This is a genomic window from Rouxiella sp. Mn2063 (assembly GCF_049319665.1).
Classification (GTDB): domain Bacteria; phylum Pseudomonadota; class Gammaproteobacteria; order Enterobacterales; family Enterobacteriaceae; genus JBMOUD01.
Map to the genome: position 1 here is coordinate 47,617 of NZ_JBMOUD010000015.1, position 17,281 is coordinate 64,897.

Consider the following 17,281-nt stretch of genomic DNA (forward strand, 5'->3'; position numbering starts at 1 on the left):
AGGCGTGTAGGAGTTGATATGGCGCGTGATACGCCATATCGCATGGAGAGAGTTTCAAGGAGAAAGGCGATGACATGGGTTTATGATGTAAGAAAAAGAACCTTCACTCACAATGGTAAATTAGAGTTTACTGCTAGGTACGCAGGTGCTATTGGATATAAAAACGATCCTCAATTTGAGAGCCTGCAAGATAAAGGACCATTACCTCGCGGTAGATATAAAATTGTAGGTGTACCATTTACGCATCGTCGTGCTGGCAGGTATACCTTGAGATTAAGTCAGTACCCTTCTAATAATATGTTTGGCCGAGATGGTTTTTTAATTCATGGTGATAGTATTCAACATCCTGGCACTGCCTCAAATGGTTGTATTGTTCTGGACCCAAGATTTAGACACCGCATTTATGAGAGCAACGATAAGGAGCTTATAGTAAAATGAATACTATCATTAGATTATTTTTTTTCTTCCACATTTTTCTATCAACAATCGTCGAAGCAGTTGAGAAAAATCCGTGTGCCATTCCAGCATCATCCGTTGGTATTAGTATGACCGATGCAATGCTTAATGACTTTAAGATCTCCCGATCTACAATTGTTGAAAATAAAACAAAAATGGAGCTTATCGATAATGTCAAGGTTGATAGTGCTTTCTCTGATTTTATGGCGAAAGAGGATAAAGTTAAAGACACAGATAATTTTGTTTCATTAGAGGAATATAGAGGAATTTATCGTGAGGGAAACCCTAGGAATCTGATTGTCAAAGTCAGCTATGAGAATAAAGAAAGAAAACACAATATATTTCTAGCTTCATCTATTGTTAACGACGATGAATGTTCTATTAGATTTAACGGTTACATTATAATTAAACGCGAATTTTAGCACTATTCCCAGTGGTAATAATTTTTTTACATCTCTGGAGACAACCGCACCAACCCGGCAATGAAAGACATCTTGTCACCGGGTTGGCGGGGGATCTTACTTTTAAAGCAGATGGCGTCTTCTTAGTGCATCATGATTCATAACGCTCCTTCCGATCGGCCACCAATAATATTGTGAATTACTTACGCTGTTTGGAATAAATCGGTGGTACGTCCAGCTTGCACACAAAAGTCAGGAACGCGTAGCAAGCCGCGCCCAGTATCATGGCAACAATAACGCCGATATTGGCCGTAGCGAAAACGCTATGCTTGGTCTCATCGGTCAGTAAAAAACCGACCAGATGCGCAATATAAGGATCTGATGAGGTAATAGTTCCTGCACCGACAATGGTGGCTAATAGCAATGAGACGAGTGCGGTCCAGCGACCATTGCGACCACCAAGACCTGCCGGTTGTGCCATATCAACATTCCAGCCCAAGCGACGTTGACGGATAAAGTCAATCAGCTGGATTGCGCCCATAGATCCCAGTACTACTGAAATTGATGCCAGGAATGACTGGAAGGTTGCTAAGAATGAGCTGGAGATAAACAGCAGATAAAACGCGCCGAAGGCGATCAACAGGGCGTTAAAAGCGGTGGTAGTGGCGCGGCTGGCTGGCACACCCATTGCTAATAATGCTAATCCAGAACTGTAGACGCCAGTAATCGCTGCGGAGAGCAGTGAAATAATAATCACGATAGAGAAAGGAACGTAGAACCAGAACGGCAACAGATCGGTTAACGCGGCGATCGGCTGTGAGGAAGCGGCTTTACTCAGTTCTGGGTTGCTGCTGGCCAGCAGCACGCCGAGTACTAGCAATACTACGACGGGGAATGAGATGCCGCCCGTTGTCCAGAAGATCACTTTTTTAGCAGATGCTGTTTTCGGTAAATAGCGAGCAAAGTCGCCGCCATAGTTCAGAAAACCTAGTCCGACCATAGTCATTGCCAGTACGACACCGCCAAAATAGGTAATCAGATTGCCAGCAGGTTCATGGCCGACCTGAGCCCAATGGATGTGCGGCAGGATCATGATGATGAATATGATGCTCATACCGCCGGTAAGCCAGGCGATAAGCTTTTCCACTTTCATAATCAACTGATGTCCGTAGATAGCAATCGACATGGTGGCAAATAAGGTCACGATAAACCAACCCAAAGTGCAGGCTAAAGTGGCACTGCCGCTGGCATTGGCAAAAATTGATGGCCAAAGTTTGGCAAACAGCGCAGCCCCGGTAGTGGCGGAGAGTGTGATGATGGTGATTTTCCAGCCCATGTTAGATATATAGGCAAATAGGGTCGGTATTTTGTTGCCGTGATAACCAAAAGCGAAACGAGTTTGCGTGAGTGTCGGTAGTCCGGTTTTCGGCCCGCCAGTGGCTAAAATACCCACCAATAAACTCGAGACGATATAGCCTAAAATCCCTGAGGTAATCGATTGCCAGGCATTTAACCCCAAAGAGTAAACATAAATGCCATAAGTAATTCCTAGGATGGAGACGTTCCATGAAAACCAAATAGGGAACAATCCGGCCGGTGTGCCATAGCGTTCTTGCTCGGTGACTGGATTAACGCCATTGGTTTCAATCTTCCCGGTGTTGCCTGCTGGTTCGCTAAAATTGTTTTTTTCACTCATTATTATTTTCCGTTGTATTGGGAAAGGCGGGATAGTGCGCTGTCATGATCCGGCATGTTAGAAGCGCCGATTTTCTCTACCGCAAGGGAAGCAAACGCCGAGGCAAATCGAGCCGCTTGTACGACAGATTCTCCTTTGGCAATCGCCGCGGCGAAAGCGCCGTTAAAGGCATCTCCCGCACCCGTGGTATCGACACTCATTGCTTTAAATGCTTGGATATATTCATGTTTTTTACCATCAAAAATCAGTGCGCCTTTGGAACCCATTGTAATAATGACGCACCCTGCTCCCTGTTCTTTAATACACTCGGCGGCCCGTTTCGCACTCTCCAGATTGTTAACTTCGATGCCAGAAAGTAATGATGCTTCTGTTTCATTAGGCGTAATAAAATCCACCATATGCAGGCATTGCAGGGCATCAGGAGAGTAGGGAGCCGGATTAAGAATGACGTTGACTCCCAATTTATGCGCGATAGTTATCGCGTTTAGCGTGGCAGAAAAATTATTTTCCAGTTGAGTCAAAAAGATATCAGCGTTGGCTAGCTCAGGGGTAATAGCAAAAACTTCTTCATCAGTGATGCACTGGTTGGCACCTGGGTAGATAGCGATCATGTTCTCTCCATCTTGTTGAGAAACATAGATCAGTGCGCTGCCGGTTTTAGCTTCTTCATGTTGGTACAGCGTCATGCTTTTGATGCAAGAAGAGGAAAGATGGTCATAGGCAAACTGGCTAAACTGATCTTTACCTACCTTGGCGACAAAATGAACATCGGCTAATGATTTGCTGGCAGCGAGTGCTTGGTTAGCGCCTTTTCCGCCGGGACCGATGATACTATCGGTCGATAATATGGATTCGCCGCCTTTCGGGAAACGACCAACATTGGCAATAATATCAACGTTAAATGAGCCTAAAATGCAGACTTTTCCGCTCATTTTTTTGCGTTTCTTTTCGGGGGTATTTTCTTTGTAGGTTTTTATCTTTTTAAAAAAATCGATAATTGTAGCGTCAAATTTATTTATCGCTTCGGCGTTAAGGGTCTTATTTTCTATCATGGCACCGCCGTGACAACGCTTAATCACCCCTTTTTGTGTCAGGAAATTCAAATCGTTCCTAATAGTTTCCTTGCTAACGTTAAAAAGTGGAGCTAAATCGTTTACATACACACTCTCATTTTTATACAGCAGCTCTAAGATCAAGCGCCTGCGTTTTTCTGTAAACATGCTCTACCTTTTATTCTCAACTGTAACGCCAGAATTGCGATAATGTTATAAATGATAAATAAAGGATAAATATTGATAGCTTTCACAAATTCAACAAGCAAACGGAAGTAAACAAAAGAAAAACAACTATTTTATTTGTTTATCATATGGTTGGATTTTGCGGGGGGAAGGTTGTTTTAATGGAAAGGTAAAAAATACGTGGCGATAAGCATCGATAAAAACAAGTGTAACAAGCGATGTGGCCATGCTTTGATTGTAGAATCGGTGGAAGCTACAAGACCGTATCTGACCGCAGGATAATATCAGCTGATATTTTTCATCAAAAATCATCAGCTGATATTATTTTTTAGAGAGTTAATTGATTCCGTCGATATATCTATATTTATGGGTTAAAGGTGAGGGGTTATAATTGCTAACGATGGTTTTAATACTATTTTTTTAACGCTATGATTTTAATTTTTTATTCTATTGTTTTGTATTTTATACAAAATTTATTGTCTCCTGTTTCTGTTTTCTTACAAGAGGCGAAAAATGTAACTTTCATAGGTTCATTACTTATTTTTTCCTCATAGTAAAAAATATCCTGCTTTCCTTGGTTACAATCTACATTTTCAGACTCCAGCATTTTAGTCGCCTTTGACATTAAATTTGGTGTTGCTGGCATTCTATGAAGTGTGTAAATCGTGCAGTTTTTATAAATGCCAATCAGTTGAGGGGCGGATTCTTTTGGTAACGACGATTGTCCACGGTTAAAGAGAAGGTAGATAATAGTAAGAATCGAAATTGACAAAAGAAAATACACAATTTTTATTTTTTTTATGATTTTTTTTGGTTTGTTTATTGATGTAATTAATGAAATGGATTTACTTCCAATTTCCACTAAATGGCTATCTTCTGATAACATGATATCGTTAGTCGTTTCACTCTCTTCCACATCGTTATGAACAATGATTGGGTATGATTGAATATTGGCTTCAATTTTAAATCCAATCCTCGGTATTGTAACAATAAGTTTTTTATCTAAGCCTAAAAGCTCGAATGATTTCCTTAGTTCACTGATGCAATTGTTAAGACTAGGGTTGGATGCCGGATATCCTAAATCCTCCCAAGCCTTTTTCAAAATTACATCGCGCGGGAGGTTATCGCCATTACTTTTTATTAACTCGTTAAAAACTCTTGTTGCGGGTTTCGTTAATTCTATTTCTGTTTGTTTTTCATTTGCTAAAGCTAAGGTGCGATTTTTTGAATCAAAAACAACGGTGAAATTAATAATATATTTCATATTTTAGTTACCTTCCTGGTATTTATATTAGGTGTTTAATTCTATTCTTCAATAGAATTTTACCATTCCTTATTAAAATCTGATTTGACATCTCATTTTATGTCAATTGAGCAAGTTTACTCTTTTTTTTGATTAGGATTAAACTGATATTTAATTAGTGTACTGTTCTCCGCTGTTATAATGAAAATTCATTTTATGGGTTTAAATTCTAATATTTTGCTTAATTTTTTATAAAAGTCTAATTTTTGTTGATTTTGCAGATTAATTTGCTGGTTTTGTTTTGCGAAGGTATTCTTTCTCCCGTTGCCGGATAGCATGTTTAGGACGCCATATTATGTTGCTTGGCGTATTTATCTATATGTGTGGGGCTATAGAAAGCAGTAACTCGTACCAATACGAGAGAACGATAGGATTTATTACACTAAAGGAATTTGTCGAATGAAAATGAATAAAATTTTGCTGGTATTAGCTTTGTCATGTAGCGCAGTTTCAACGGCTTATGCTGACGGTGAAGAAGGCTCAACACCTGAAGTGCCAGCTACACCAGGTGCAGGCTTGGCAGACCAAGGTCACGGTAAAATCAACTTTACCGGTTCTATTATTGATGCGCCTTGTTCTATTAAACCGGTCGGGGATAAAGATGGAGTGCAGACTGTTGACCTCGGTTCTATCTCTAACGCGTCGTTGGAAAATGGTGGTACTTCGGCTCCACAGCAATTTACTATCTCTTTAGAAAACTGCAGCATAAAGACGGCTAAAACTGTTAAAACAACTTTCGATGGCGCGAAGAGTGCTAGCGGTAATTTGGGCATGACCGGTACCGCTAAAGGTGCCAGCATTGTGCTTACCGATGGTAACAGTAATATCATTGAACTGGGTAAACCGACTGCGGGCCAACAATTAAGTGCTGGTGCACAAAGCGCTGATTTGGTGTTCAGTGCTTACCTGAAAGGTGATATGGGTAAGGATGCAGAGGGTAAAGATACTGATAAGGGCGTTGATATCGTCCCTGGTAGCTTCAATAGCACCGCAAACTTTACCCTGAGTTATAATTAATCTTTATTATTATCGGGTACCGTGCATGCGAGGAAAACTCGCATGCATTCTAGATAGAAAGGAAGAACCGATAGAGATGAATATTAATTCAGTTAGGTATTTGTTTTTTTTTCTGATGTTTTTTTTATTCTCTATTGAGAGTGTTTGTGCAACAGATGCAGGTTCTGGACGGGTCAAAATGCAAGGTGCGGTAACTGAGGCTGCTTGTGCGATTGATACTTCAAGCCGCGATCAGACGATTGAGATGTCTATTTTTCCCATCAATTCGTTGCTACAAAGTGAAGCGAGTAGCCACAAACTGTTCAGTATTAACTTAATAAATTGTGTGCTTGGAAGAGTTAATCCTAATTTACCCGATTGGCAACGGTTCCAAATAACATTTGATGGTCTTGAAGATCATGGTTTTTTTGGCGTGGATGGCCAGGCACGCGGTATAGCCTTGCAGATAGCTGACGCTGAAGGGAATGTCGCAATACCAGGGAACCCTTTGCCGAGTATCGCTATGATGCAGGGAAATAGAAAATTGGATTATTCGCTGCGTTTAGTTGGAAACCAGCAAACGATACGTCCGGGGCATTATAATTCGACGATTCGTTTTAAAATGAATTATTACTAACTAATATTCTAAAATAAATTATTTATAAATCATAAAATGAATAATATCTTGCTCTCTCTTTTTTTCTTGGATGGGAATTAAGATGAGTGATTAGTTCGCATTGATGCGGTTTGCATGAAAGGATTGATTGCACTATGACTCCGGATTGGATTTTACCATCATTTCGGCCGCGATTATTAGCGGTGTGTTTGGCCTGCGCGTTAGGAAGTATCACTTGTTACGCCAGTGCTGAAGAAATGCAATCTAATTCTGATGACAATGACATGCAAAATAATTCCCCAGTCGATGTTGAGTTTAACATTGATGTTTTAGATGTTAAAGATAGGGGGAATATTGATTTGGAGCAGTTCTCTCGTGGCGGTTACATTATGCCAGGGGATTATATGATGCTAATACGAATTAATAAACAAGAGTTGCCCGAGCAATCTGTTTCGTTTTATGCCCCTGACAATGATCCGAAAGGCAGTGAAGCCTGCATCTCACCGGATATGGTGAAGAAATTTGCTCTTAAAGAAGCCATGACTAAAAAGCTGTCTTGGTGGCACCAAGGGCATTGTCTAATGCTAGGAAGTTTACCGGGGGCAACCGCGCGCCCAGATTTAGGGAGTGCGAGTTTAACGGTAAGCGTTCCACAGGCTTATCTTGAATATTCTGCGGATAATTGGGATCCACCATCACGCTGGGAAAATGGCATACCAGGCCTCTTGCTGGATTACTATTTTAATGCGACGACTCAGCATGAACAGCAGCGTGGAACGCAAAGTTACAATGTAAGCGGTAATGGTACTGCAGGAGCCAATTTAGGGGCATGGCGATTGCGTGCGGATTGGCAAACTCGAGTTGATCACCAAGGTAATGGTCAAGAAACGACAACGAGTTGGGATTGGAGCCGCTATTACGCTTATCGCGCTATTCCAAAATGGGGCGCAAAATTAAGCGTTGGTGAAAACTCGCTTTATTCAGATATTTTTGACAGCGTGCGTTTTACGGGTTTGAGCCTGATCAGCGATGACAATATGCTACCGCCAAATTTGCGGGGTTATGCGCCAGAGGTGACAGGCGTTGCTCGTACCAATGCCAAGGTAGTGATTAGCCAGCAAGGGCGAGTGTTGTATGAAACTCAGGTCGCCGCAGGTCCATTTCGCATCCAGGACATCAATGATGCGGTTTCAGGCCAATTAGATGTTCGCGTTGAAGAGCAGGATGGCACGGTTCAGACATTTAAAATGGATACTGCAAGCATCCCTTATCTGACCAGGCCTGGACAAATTCGCTACAAAGTTGCCATGGGGCGTCCATCAGATTGGAAGCACCATACCAATGGCGATTTTTTTGCCACTGGGGAGTTTTCATGGGGGGTAAATAACGGGTGGTCGCTGTACGGCGGTGGGATTGGTGGCGGCGATTATAACTCGCTAGCTATTGGTGTCGGGCGTGATTTGATGGTGTTGGGGGCATTGTCATTTGATATTACTGAATCGAGGGCGCGTTTACCGCAGGAAGGCACCTTGTCCGGGACGTCATATCGCTTGAGTTACTCTAAGCGTTTTGATGAGACAGATAGCCAGGTCACCTTTGCTGGCTACCGTTTCTTTGAGAAAGATTATATGTCGATGAATGAGTATCTCGAGTCTCGTTCCGGTGGTGAACGCAGTGGAAGTAGCAAGGAGATGTATACCTTGACCTTCAACCAGCAGTTTACTGATTTAGGGATCAGCGCCTATCTCAACTATAGCCATCAGACTTACTGGAATCGTCCAACCAGTAATAGGTACAGCTTGACGATATCGCGTAATTTCGATTTGTGGCGTTTCCGTAATTTAAGCTTGTCGCTAACGGCGTATCGAAATAAATATGACGAAACCAATGATGACGGTATGTATATGTCCTTATCCGTGCCTTGGGGAAATAACGGGTCACTCACCTATGACGGTAGTTATAGCCGTGACGATAATAGCCAGAAAGTAGGCTATTACAACCGATTGGAAAATGGCGATAGCTATCGTGTGAGTACAGGGGTAACGCGGAGTGGTGCCATGACCAGCGGTTATTATACCCATGAGGGCGATATTGCTCAGGTGGATGCGGATGCTAGCTACGAGGATGGGCGTTACTCTTCTCTTGGCATAACGTTACGCGGCGGGGCAACGGCAACAATGCAAGGTGCGGCATTACACCGGGGAGGAATAATCGGCGGTACCAGGATGCTATTAGATACTGATGGCGTTGCTAATGTACCTATTGCTGGCTATGGAACGTCGATTCATAGTAATTACTTTGGTAAGGCAATATTAACGGATGTTAGCAATTACTATCGAAACAAAATAAGTATTGATGTTAATAAGTTACCTGATGATGCGGAAGCGGTTAAATCAGTAGTACAGGCAACACTGACTGAAGGTGCAATCGGTTATCGTAAATTTTCTGTTATTGCTGGCGAAAAGGCGATGGCGGTGATTAAGTTGGCCGATGGGAGTTCTCCACCTTTCGGCGCCACAGTATTTAATATGAAGAAACAGAGTGTAGGCCTGGTGGGGGACGACGGGAGTACCTATCTGACCGGAATTAACCCAAAAGAGATAATGGAAGTACATTGGGCTAATAGAGTGCAATGTACTTTGACATTACCGGAGAAAATACCTAAAAGCAGTACAACTAACTTATTGCTACCTTGCCGCTTGTCATCAAAAGAAGGGGCGAGTGAGTAAGTTTTCTTAGATGAGAGATAACAATATTTTATTTTTGCTGAAAATCAGTGGCTTCGTATTTCTAATTTTTAATTTAGACATATTCAAGATAATTAACGGTATATGATGAAGGTAATAAAAATGAAACTATTTACATTGTTAGGCAGCCTGTTGCTATCTGTCTTTTCTGTGCAGCAGGCTCAAGCAGCGATTGCATTAGATCGTACCAGGGTCGTATTTAATGGAGCGGAAAAGTCTGTGAGCTTAAATGTAAGTAATGAAAATAAATCATTGCCTTATCTTGCCCAGGGATGGCTCGAAGATGAACAGGGTAATAAAGTGACCAGCCCTCTGATGGTTGTTCCACCATTACAGCGTTTGGAGGCCGGAAGTAAAAGTCAGGTCAAGATTCAAAGCTCTCCTCAGGTAGATACATTGCCTCAGGATCACGAGACGCTATTTTATTTTAATCTGCGTGAAATTCCACCGAAGAGCAATAAGCCAAATACATTGCAATTAGCCTTACAAACTCGCATTAAGCTGTTCTTCCGCCCGAAAGCATTAGTGGTGACGAGTGATATGAAACCTTTTCAAGAGCAGATTACATTGTCAAAAATAGGTGAGAAATACCAAGTTAATAACCCAACTGGTTATTATGTGACAATTATTGATGCTAGTAGCAAAAAAGATCGGGCTGGAGATAATCACTTCGAACCCATTATGATTTCTCCGAAAGGCAGTAAATTATTAAATGAAGGGGCCAGCGTTTTGGGAACAGCACCAGTGCTTACCTATATCAATGACTTTGGTGGTCGTCCACAGTTGCAGTTTACCTGCAATGGCTCGAACTGTAAGGCCACACCAATTAAAGCAAATTGATATCTGTGATAAGGAAGGGAGTGGGATATGCAACTGAAAAATAGCGGAGAAAATAACATTAGTCTCCGTGCTAATAGACATTGGCGGAAGCTTTTCATGGTTTGTAGGCCAATAATAGCAGCGTTGATTTGCACTATTTATAGCATATTCCCTTGTTCCTATGCGGCTAATCATATTGAAGATGATAGCAATAGTGGCGTATTACATGTTCATGGCGCATTAATGGAAAGCGCTTGCCGTTTAAACATGGCTTCAGAATGGCAGGATATTAACCTTGGTGAGATCGGAACGGCGCGCTTAGCACATATTGGCGATCAAGGTTATCCTGTTGTTGTGCAACTCTATTTGCGCGATTGCCAGCGTACCGGGGGCCAGTACGATGAACGTACTGGTAACTTCGTGTGGGCGGCTTATCAGCCGGCCGTATCGGTGAGTTTTACCGCGGTAGCAGATGTCGATAATCCCCAATTGATACAGGTTAAGGGGAGTTCTGGTTTAGCACTACGTCTCACGGATAAATACGGTCGAGATGTGCGTTTGGGAAGCCGTGGAGAGCCGTTACTGTTGATTCCTGGGCAGGATGCACTGACTTATCATATTATTCCAGAGCGTACTCGTGCACCATTACGTGCCGGTACTTATTCTGCCTTAGTGAATTTTAGGCTGAATTATGAATAAGATATGTAATATGGCAAATAATTTACTCTGTCCAACACGCTCAAAAATATGCACTTGGGTGACTGTTTTTGTTTCTGTCGCTATTGGCTTAGTCCCCCAACAACTCTATGCCGTTCAAGGTAATAAAATTGCTGTCTCAGTCACCATCGTTGCCAAGCCCTGCAAAATTAATGATGGCCAGATCATATCTATAGATTTTGGTAATGATGTGATGACCACTAAGGTGGATGTGAGCAGTGTTGCTGCTCCTTATAAAAAGATCCCCATCAATTATACAATTACAGGCTGTAAGGGTTCGTCTGCTCTAAAAATGACAATTTCTGGCGATGCGCCGATATTCGATGGGCAACTGCTAAAAACAGATAATAAACATCTCGCGATAAAAATAATGAAGGAAGATGGGCAAATTTTTCCAATTAATACCCCTCTGAAATTTACCTATCCAAACACACCTAAACTTTTTGCTGCCCCGATAAAACGGCAAGGCTCTACGTTGGTTGGCATGATTTTTTCGGCTAGTGCAACCATGAAAGTAGAGTATCAATAAAAGGAATGTAAATATGACGCGCTTCCAAGGATTCCTTTTTGCTCTGTCTACGGCTATGCCATTTATCCAGAGCCATGCGGCAGATAATATGAAGTTTTCTGGAACATTAATTGAACCACCTATTTGCACAATTAACCATGGCAACAAAATTGATGTGGATTTTAAGACGATGGGTATCAGAAAAGTCGATGGTGTGAATAATCTAATGACTATCGATTATGAATTACACTGTGAATCGAATGCGAGTACGACTTGGGATATGACATTAGAAATTATCGCTACTGCAACAGATTATGATGTAGCCGCGATTAAGACCGATGTCACTTATTTAGGTATTCGTATTTTAGAGAATGATAAACCGTTTGAATTGAATAAGCCGATTTCTATTAGCGCAGATAAGCCGGTCATCTTGAAAGCGGTGCCAGTTAAGAAACCTGGATTTAATCTGGAACCGAAACCATTTAGCGCAACAGCTACATTATTGGCGGTGTACCAATGAAAAGCAACTTTCTGTACTGCCAATATTATTACGCAATAATATCTGGCATTATTTTTTTGACATTAAGCCTTGCCATTCATGCTGAAGATAATATGTACTTTCATGGTACTTTAGTTGATGAGCCGTGTATGATTTCGGCTCAGGATGCCATCATACCCTTGGACTTTGGTACGGTAATAGATAAAGAACTCTACAATAATACTCGCACAAACGGGTTACCTTTTACTGTACATCTTAGCGAATGTGATCTCAGTATCGGGAAAACCGTAAAGATAATGTTCAATGGCGTGGAAAATACAAAAATAGAGGGATTGCTAGCAATAGATCCCAGCAGTCAAGCTTCAGGTATTGCCATCGGGATAGAAAGTGAAAAAGGAAAACTATTACCTATTAACAAACTCAGCGAAAAGTATGTGCTCGAAAATGGAAGTAATGCCATCAATATGGCTGCTTATTTACAAGGCGAGCCAGACGCTATAAAAAACCATACTATAGAGCGTGGCCCATTCAATGCGGTTGCAAGATTTAGCCTGGAATATGAATGATATGTTTAAGTTTGTAGTTATTTGTTTTTTATTTTTTTTTGCTTCTATGAATTCGTCTTATGCTTTTTTTATGAGTGTGGTAAAGCAAGATGCTAATTCTTATATTATTAGAGGAAGCCTTAATAAAACAGATATAGTATTGGAAACTGGTGTTAGGCCTTGGCCGGGGGTTTTTATTTGGTATAATTCTCCTGAGTGGGACAGGGCTGCGACCTATATTAATTTTAATGTAACATGCCCACGTAATATTGATCTTGCTACACAATTGATAAATAAAGAATTATCATTTGCTGTGATGTTATATAAAAACTTCTCAAACAATAAAGATAAAACCATCATGATTACATGTGCAATTGACGAAGGGACTAGATGGAAATTCAATAGCTATATCGGAAAGCCAATAGCGCCAAACTCGCCTTCGTGTCAAGTTAATGCGCCTTTAGACATAAATTTCGGAACGGTGACGATTGATGATAATAATAAGGTTATCGAGAAACAGGTTACTATTAAATGTGATAAAGAAACAAAAGTGAGGCTGACTTTAGAAGGTGATAATAAAACAAATTTACTGACTCTGTCTGATACTGTGATAAAACTTGGTGTTGACGGTGATACTCAGACAAAAGATTATGATATAGAAGAAGGGAAAGTCTCTACGGCCAATTTGACTTTTACTTTGACTGATACAGGCAATACCCCTGGAGTTAAAAAAGGTTATGTATTGTTGGTGTCTGAAATTCCATAACGAGATAATAAATTGAGCGCTTACATGGAATTGGTTACATGTTGTTTTGATTATATTTTCATGACCCCGGCTATTACAGGGGCCATGAGTTTTAATATGACGTAATATTAATCAAAAATCCGTCGAACGAGAAACGTCATCCCACTCAGAAAACTCTTGTCGCAACAAAGCCAATTTATCGCTGACTAATTTAATGGCGTCACTGCCCAATAGCAGATGCATTGGGGGATTATCGCAAGCGATCAGTTTTAACATTGCCTGTGCTGCTTTTATTGGATCGCCAAGCTGTTTGCCACTGGCTTCTTGGCGGCGTTTACGTAGCGGCTCAAATACTTCGTCGTAATCTCCGATGCGGCGTTCAGCACGAGTCATTGAGCGTCCAGCCCAATCGGTACGGAATCCACCGGGTTCAACCGCTGTAACGTGAATACCTAAGCCTTTAACCTCTTTTGCCAGGCTTTCTGAAATACCTTCCAGTGCAAATTTACTGCCGTGGTAAATCCCAAGACCTGCCATCGTAATGATGCCGCCCATAGAGGTAATATTCAGGATATGGCCAGCACGACGTTGGCGCATAAACGGTAATACGCCTTGGATCATCGAGATTGCACCGAACACATTGACCTCAAACTGCTGGCGAATTTGTTCCAGTGAAACTTCCTCAACGATGCCTTCCAAGCCATATCCCGCATTATTGACTAATACATCAATTGCACCAACATCAGCTTCAATTGCTGCAATGGTGGTCGGAATTTCATTACTGTGCGTCACATCAAGCACATAACCAAAGGAATGGCCTGATGACAGCGCATCAAAGGCTTGTTTATCTTGCTCATTACGCACCGTACCGATAACACGATGACCTGCTTGTAATGCTTCTTCTGCCAGCGCTCGCCCAAAACCGCTGGATACACCGGTGATCAGAATATTTTTTGTAGAATATGAATGTGCCATTGTGCGACCTTTTATCTGCGAGATGAACCATGACTCCCGGACAGCGGGAGGACGGTAGCGACAGATAAATTAACGCAGCAGCAGTGCGCTGATAATATGCATATTAGTTGTCGAGTTATGAAGTAAAACTTAATAATCTAAGTTTTCACTGATAGGAGAAAGTATCTTTGATATCGGGCGTAATCCCGTTTTCTAACTGTTGTTTCAAGAAGTCGATGAATACTCGCAATTTAAGTGATACCTGACGGCGGTCGGGATAATACAAGCAATATCCAGGTACCTGCGGACACCATTCTGGCAAAATTGATAGTAGCCTTCCTTCTTCAATCAACTTTTCTACATAGCCACCGATCATCCAGGTAATACCCACGCCATCGAGAGCAGCCTGCATCATTGCCAGTGAGTCATTGATAATAAACCGTCCGGTGACGGGTAAAACGATGTTCTCGCCGTCCTTACTCAGATTCCAACGTTCTCGTTGTCCGCTACTATTATGGCGAAATACGATGCAATCGTGATGCAACAATTCTGTTGGATGCAGAGGAATACCGTGGCGCTCGACATAATCAGGGGAGGCGACAAGATAGGTATTTACCGGGGGACTAAGTGGTACTGACACCATGTCTTTATCAATCATTTCTCCGAAGCGAATTCCGGCGTCAAATGCGCGCCCGACGATATCGACTAACGCATTGTCGACCATGACTTCCAGCGTTATACCCGGCCAGGCATCAAGAAAATGGCGTAAAAGTGGCTGCAATAAGATCAAATGTGCGCTACGTGGAATATTGATACGTAGTAGTCCTGTTGGGGTATCGCCATCTTGTCCTGCTTCTTCACTGGCCGATATTAGTTCCTGAACACAAGGTAAGGTTCGTTCCATAAACTGTGTACCCGCTTCGGTCAGTGAGACACTGCGAGTTGTCCTGCTGAATAACGTTACACCTAAACGTTGCTCTAGTGTGCGTACTGATTGGCTGACAGCAGAAGGGGAGATCCCAAGACGAACCGCTGCGGCCGAGAAACTACGCTCCTCCGCCACAACAATAAAAGTAACTATTCCGTCTAACTGATTTTGTCGCATGATTTCTCTTCCATACTCTTGCCCAGATGCTTACGACCTAGATTGCACTATACACAAGCTGGCATTAAAACGTTGGGTTGTAGTGGCACAGGTAGCGGGCAATATGGAGGGAATATAGTTGGATATAGCGTTTCCCAATTCAGTAAAGGAAACGCTACTTAAGACGGTGACTACATTTTTTCTACCGTTTTGATCCCCAGCGTATCCAGACCTGTTTTTAGCGTACGCGCGGTTAAGGCGGCCAATTTTAGGCGACTCGCTTGCTGAGCAGGATCCTCGCTATTAAGAATCGGGCAAGAGGCATAGAAGGTAGAGAACAGACCCGCTAGATCATACAGATATGAGCACATGACATGTGGCGTGCCATCTCGGGCGACCACCAACAAATATTCCTCAAATTGTAGCAAGCGAACTGCCAGATTTTTTTCTGCTGGGCTGTTTAGCGTAATTTCTCCCTGCAATTGCTGCTCATTAATACCCGAACGACGGAAAATCGAAGCAATACGCGCATAGGCATATTGAATATAAGGGGCTGTATTACCTTCAAAGCTCAGCATGCTATCCCAGTCAAAGACATAGTCGGTAATACGGTGTTTCGACAAGTCGGCATATTTGACTGCGCCGATACCGATAACTTCCGCCAGTTCATCGAGCTCGTCGTGAGGCAAATCGGGCGATTTTTCACTGATTAGCGCACGTGCACGGATGACTGCTTCATCGAGTAATTCCGAGAGCCTCACTGTACCGCCTTCGCGGGTTTTGAAAGGTTTACCTTCCTTATCGAGCATCATGCCGAACATATGATGCTCAAGGCTAACTGATGACGGAACGTAACCCGCTTTATGCACAATTTCCCATGCCATCATTAAATGTTGGTGCTGGCGGGCATCAATATAATAAAGCACACGGTCGGCATGAAGCTGTTCATAACGATACTTGGCACAGGCGATATCTGTGGTGGTATATAAATAACCACCATCACCTTTCTGGATAATGACGCCCATAGGTTCGCCTTTTTTATTCTCGTACTTATCCAGATAAACCATCACCGTTTCGTCCTCTCTGGTGGCAATGCCACGGGAAAGTAGGTCATCAATGATGGTGGGTAGCATATCGTTATAACGGCTTTCGCCCATGATGTGGCTGGGATTTAAGGTGACGTTAAGGCGGTCGTAATTCTTTTGGTTCTGTTTCATCGAGATATCGACCAGTTTGCGCCACATATCTCGGCAGTATTCATCGCCGCTTTGCAGTTTCACCACATAATTTCTGGCGTTCTTCGCAAACTCTTCATCTTCGTCATAGCGCTTCTTGGCCGAGCGATAGAAGGTTTCAAGGTCTGAAAGTGCAATATGATTATCGTTTTGTACTTTTTCTAAATACGCAATCAGCATGCCAAATTGCGTACCCCAGTCTCCGACATGGTTAACGCGGATGACATGGTGTCCTAACAATTCTAAGGTACGGACGGAGGCATCACCAATAATCGTCGAACGCAAATGACCTACATGCATCTCTTTGGCAATGTTAGGTGATGAATAATCAATGACAATAGTTTGTGGCGTCGTTTTTGTAAGACCCAGAGCATCATCATGCGAGACGTTTTCTAACTGATTAGAGAGCCAATGCGTGTTGAGAGAGATATTGATAAAACCAGGGGCAACAACATCAAGCTTATCGATTAATTTATCTTTGTTTTCTGAAGCTTCTAGTTGTTGGGCAACACGTTGGGCGATGGCTAACGGTGGTTTACCTAATTCTTTCGCCATACTCATGATGCTATTAACTTGATAGTCACCAAATTGAGGTCTGCTTGATGGACGGACTGAGATAGGTTGTGTTGTATTTATGTCTAGCGCATTAAGTGCGTTTTTTACCTTTTCTATTAATACCTTTCTTATGTCCATATGGTTAATTCCTCTTTAAATACAAAACA

Annotated in this window: 17 protein-coding genes; 11 read left to right on the top strand and 6 right to left on the bottom strand. The window is 42.2% G+C overall.

Features of this window, described 5'->3' with window-relative positions; genetic code table 11:
* The first annotated feature begins 18 nt into the window (after positions 1-18).
* A complete protein-coding gene (locus tag ACL9RG_RS18545; protein WP_422794115.1) occupies positions 19-438 on the top strand; it encodes a tlde1 domain-containing protein in 420 nt (139 codons plus the stop codon).
* Positions 435-878: a hypothetical protein gene (locus tag ACL9RG_RS18550; RefSeq protein ID WP_422794116.1), complete on the top strand. Its 444-nt coding sequence runs from the start codon at positions 435-437 to the stop codon at positions 876-878. Before ACL9RG_RS18545 ends, ACL9RG_RS18550 begins: the two co-directional genes overlap by 4 nt.
* Before the next feature lie 178 nt (positions 879-1,056).
* Here ACL9RG_RS18550 and ACL9RG_RS18555 read toward each other — a convergent pair whose 3' ends face one another.
* The 3 genes from ACL9RG_RS18555 to ACL9RG_RS18565 all read right to left on the bottom strand — a co-directional run bounded on the left by ACL9RG_RS18555 (position 1,057) and on the right by ACL9RG_RS18565 (position 5,055).
* On the bottom strand, positions 1,057-2,553 hold the full coding sequence (locus ACL9RG_RS18555; protein WP_422794117.1) for a purine-cytosine permease family protein: 1,497 nt from the start codon (positions 2,551-2,553) through the stop codon (positions 1,057-1,059).
* Positions 2,554-2,555: 2 nt separating this feature from the next.
* On the bottom strand, positions 2,556-3,773 hold the full coding sequence (gene rbsK / locus ACL9RG_RS18560) for a ribokinase (RefSeq protein ID WP_422794118.1): 1,218 nt from the start codon (positions 3,771-3,773) through the stop codon (positions 2,556-2,558).
* A 460-nt stretch (positions 3,774-4,233) separates the two neighbouring features.
* Positions 4,234-5,055 carry a winged helix-turn-helix domain-containing protein gene (locus ACL9RG_RS18565; RefSeq protein ID WP_422794119.1) on the bottom strand — a complete coding sequence of 274 codons (822 nt, stop codon included), beginning with the start codon at positions 5,053-5,055 and terminating at the stop codon, positions 4,234-4,236.
* 438 nt (positions 5,056-5,493) lie between these two features.
* On the opposite strand from ACL9RG_RS18565, the gene ACL9RG_RS18570 reads away from it, so the two are divergent.
* From ACL9RG_RS18570 to ACL9RG_RS18610, 9 genes are all read left to right on the top strand, one after another.
* On the top strand, positions 5,494-6,111 hold the full coding sequence (locus ACL9RG_RS18570; RefSeq protein ID WP_422794120.1) for a fimbrial protein: 618 nt from the start codon (positions 5,494-5,496) through the stop codon (positions 6,109-6,111).
* A 76-nt stretch (positions 6,112-6,187) separates the two neighbouring features.
* Positions 6,188-6,727 carry a fimbrial protein gene (locus tag ACL9RG_RS18575; RefSeq protein WP_422794121.1) on the top strand — a complete coding sequence of 180 codons (540 nt, stop codon included), beginning with the start codon at positions 6,188-6,190 and terminating at the stop codon, positions 6,725-6,727.
* Positions 6,728-6,861: 134 nt separating this feature from the next.
* Positions 6,862-9,435: an outer membrane usher protein gene (locus tag ACL9RG_RS18580; protein ID WP_422794122.1), complete on the top strand. Its 2,574-nt coding sequence runs from the start codon at positions 6,862-6,864 to the stop codon at positions 9,433-9,435.
* Between the two features lie 120 nt (positions 9,436-9,555).
* Positions 9,556-10,293, top strand: coding sequence for a fimbria/pilus periplasmic chaperone (locus tag ACL9RG_RS18585; protein WP_422794123.1), 738 nt, complete (start codon positions 9,556-9,558; stop codon positions 10,291-10,293).
* A gap of 96 nt (positions 10,294-10,389) precedes the next feature.
* On the top strand, positions 10,390-10,971 hold the full coding sequence (locus tag ACL9RG_RS18590) for a fimbrial protein (protein WP_422794124.1): 582 nt from the start codon (positions 10,390-10,392) through the stop codon (positions 10,969-10,971).
* 10 nt (positions 10,972-10,981) lie between these two features.
* Positions 10,982-11,518: a fimbrial protein gene (locus ACL9RG_RS18595; protein ID WP_422794125.1), complete on the top strand. Its 537-nt coding sequence runs from the start codon at positions 10,982-10,984 to the stop codon at positions 11,516-11,518.
* A gap of 13 nt (positions 11,519-11,531) precedes the next feature.
* The gene (locus ACL9RG_RS18600) at positions 11,532-12,017 is read left to right on the top strand and encodes a fimbrial protein (RefSeq protein WP_422794126.1); all 486 of its coding nucleotides are present in this window, start codon (positions 11,532-11,534) and stop codon (positions 12,015-12,017) included.
* Complete coding sequence (locus tag ACL9RG_RS18605; protein ID WP_422794127.1) at positions 12,014-12,562, top strand: fimbrial protein; 549 nt, start codon at positions 12,014-12,016, stop codon at positions 12,560-12,562. The genes ACL9RG_RS18600 and ACL9RG_RS18605 overlap by 4 nt, the downstream gene beginning before the upstream one ends.
* A gap of 1 nt (position 12,563) precedes the next feature.
* Positions 12,564-13,307 carry a hypothetical protein gene (locus ACL9RG_RS18610; RefSeq protein ID WP_422794128.1) on the top strand — a complete coding sequence of 248 codons (744 nt, stop codon included), beginning with the start codon at positions 12,564-12,566 and terminating at the stop codon, positions 13,305-13,307.
* A 111-nt stretch (positions 13,308-13,418) separates the two neighbouring features.
* Here ACL9RG_RS18610 and ACL9RG_RS18615 read toward each other — a convergent pair whose 3' ends face one another.
* The 3 genes from ACL9RG_RS18615 to argS all read right to left on the bottom strand — a co-directional run bounded on the left by ACL9RG_RS18615 (position 13,419) and on the right by argS (position 17,252).
* Entirely contained in the window at positions 13,419-14,261 is an 843-nt protein-coding gene (locus ACL9RG_RS18615) for an oxidoreductase (RefSeq protein ID WP_422794129.1), read from the bottom strand.
* Positions 14,262-14,406: 145 nt separating this feature from the next.
* Positions 14,407-15,345, bottom strand: coding sequence for a LysR family transcriptional regulator (locus tag ACL9RG_RS18620; RefSeq protein ID WP_422794130.1), 939 nt, complete (start codon positions 15,343-15,345; stop codon positions 14,407-14,409).
* Between the two features lie 170 nt (positions 15,346-15,515).
* On the bottom strand, positions 15,516-17,252 hold the full coding sequence (argS, locus tag ACL9RG_RS18625; RefSeq protein ID WP_422794131.1) for an arginine--tRNA ligase: 1,737 nt from the start codon (positions 17,250-17,252) through the stop codon (positions 15,516-15,518).
* Positions 17,253-17,281: the final 29 nt, after the last annotated feature.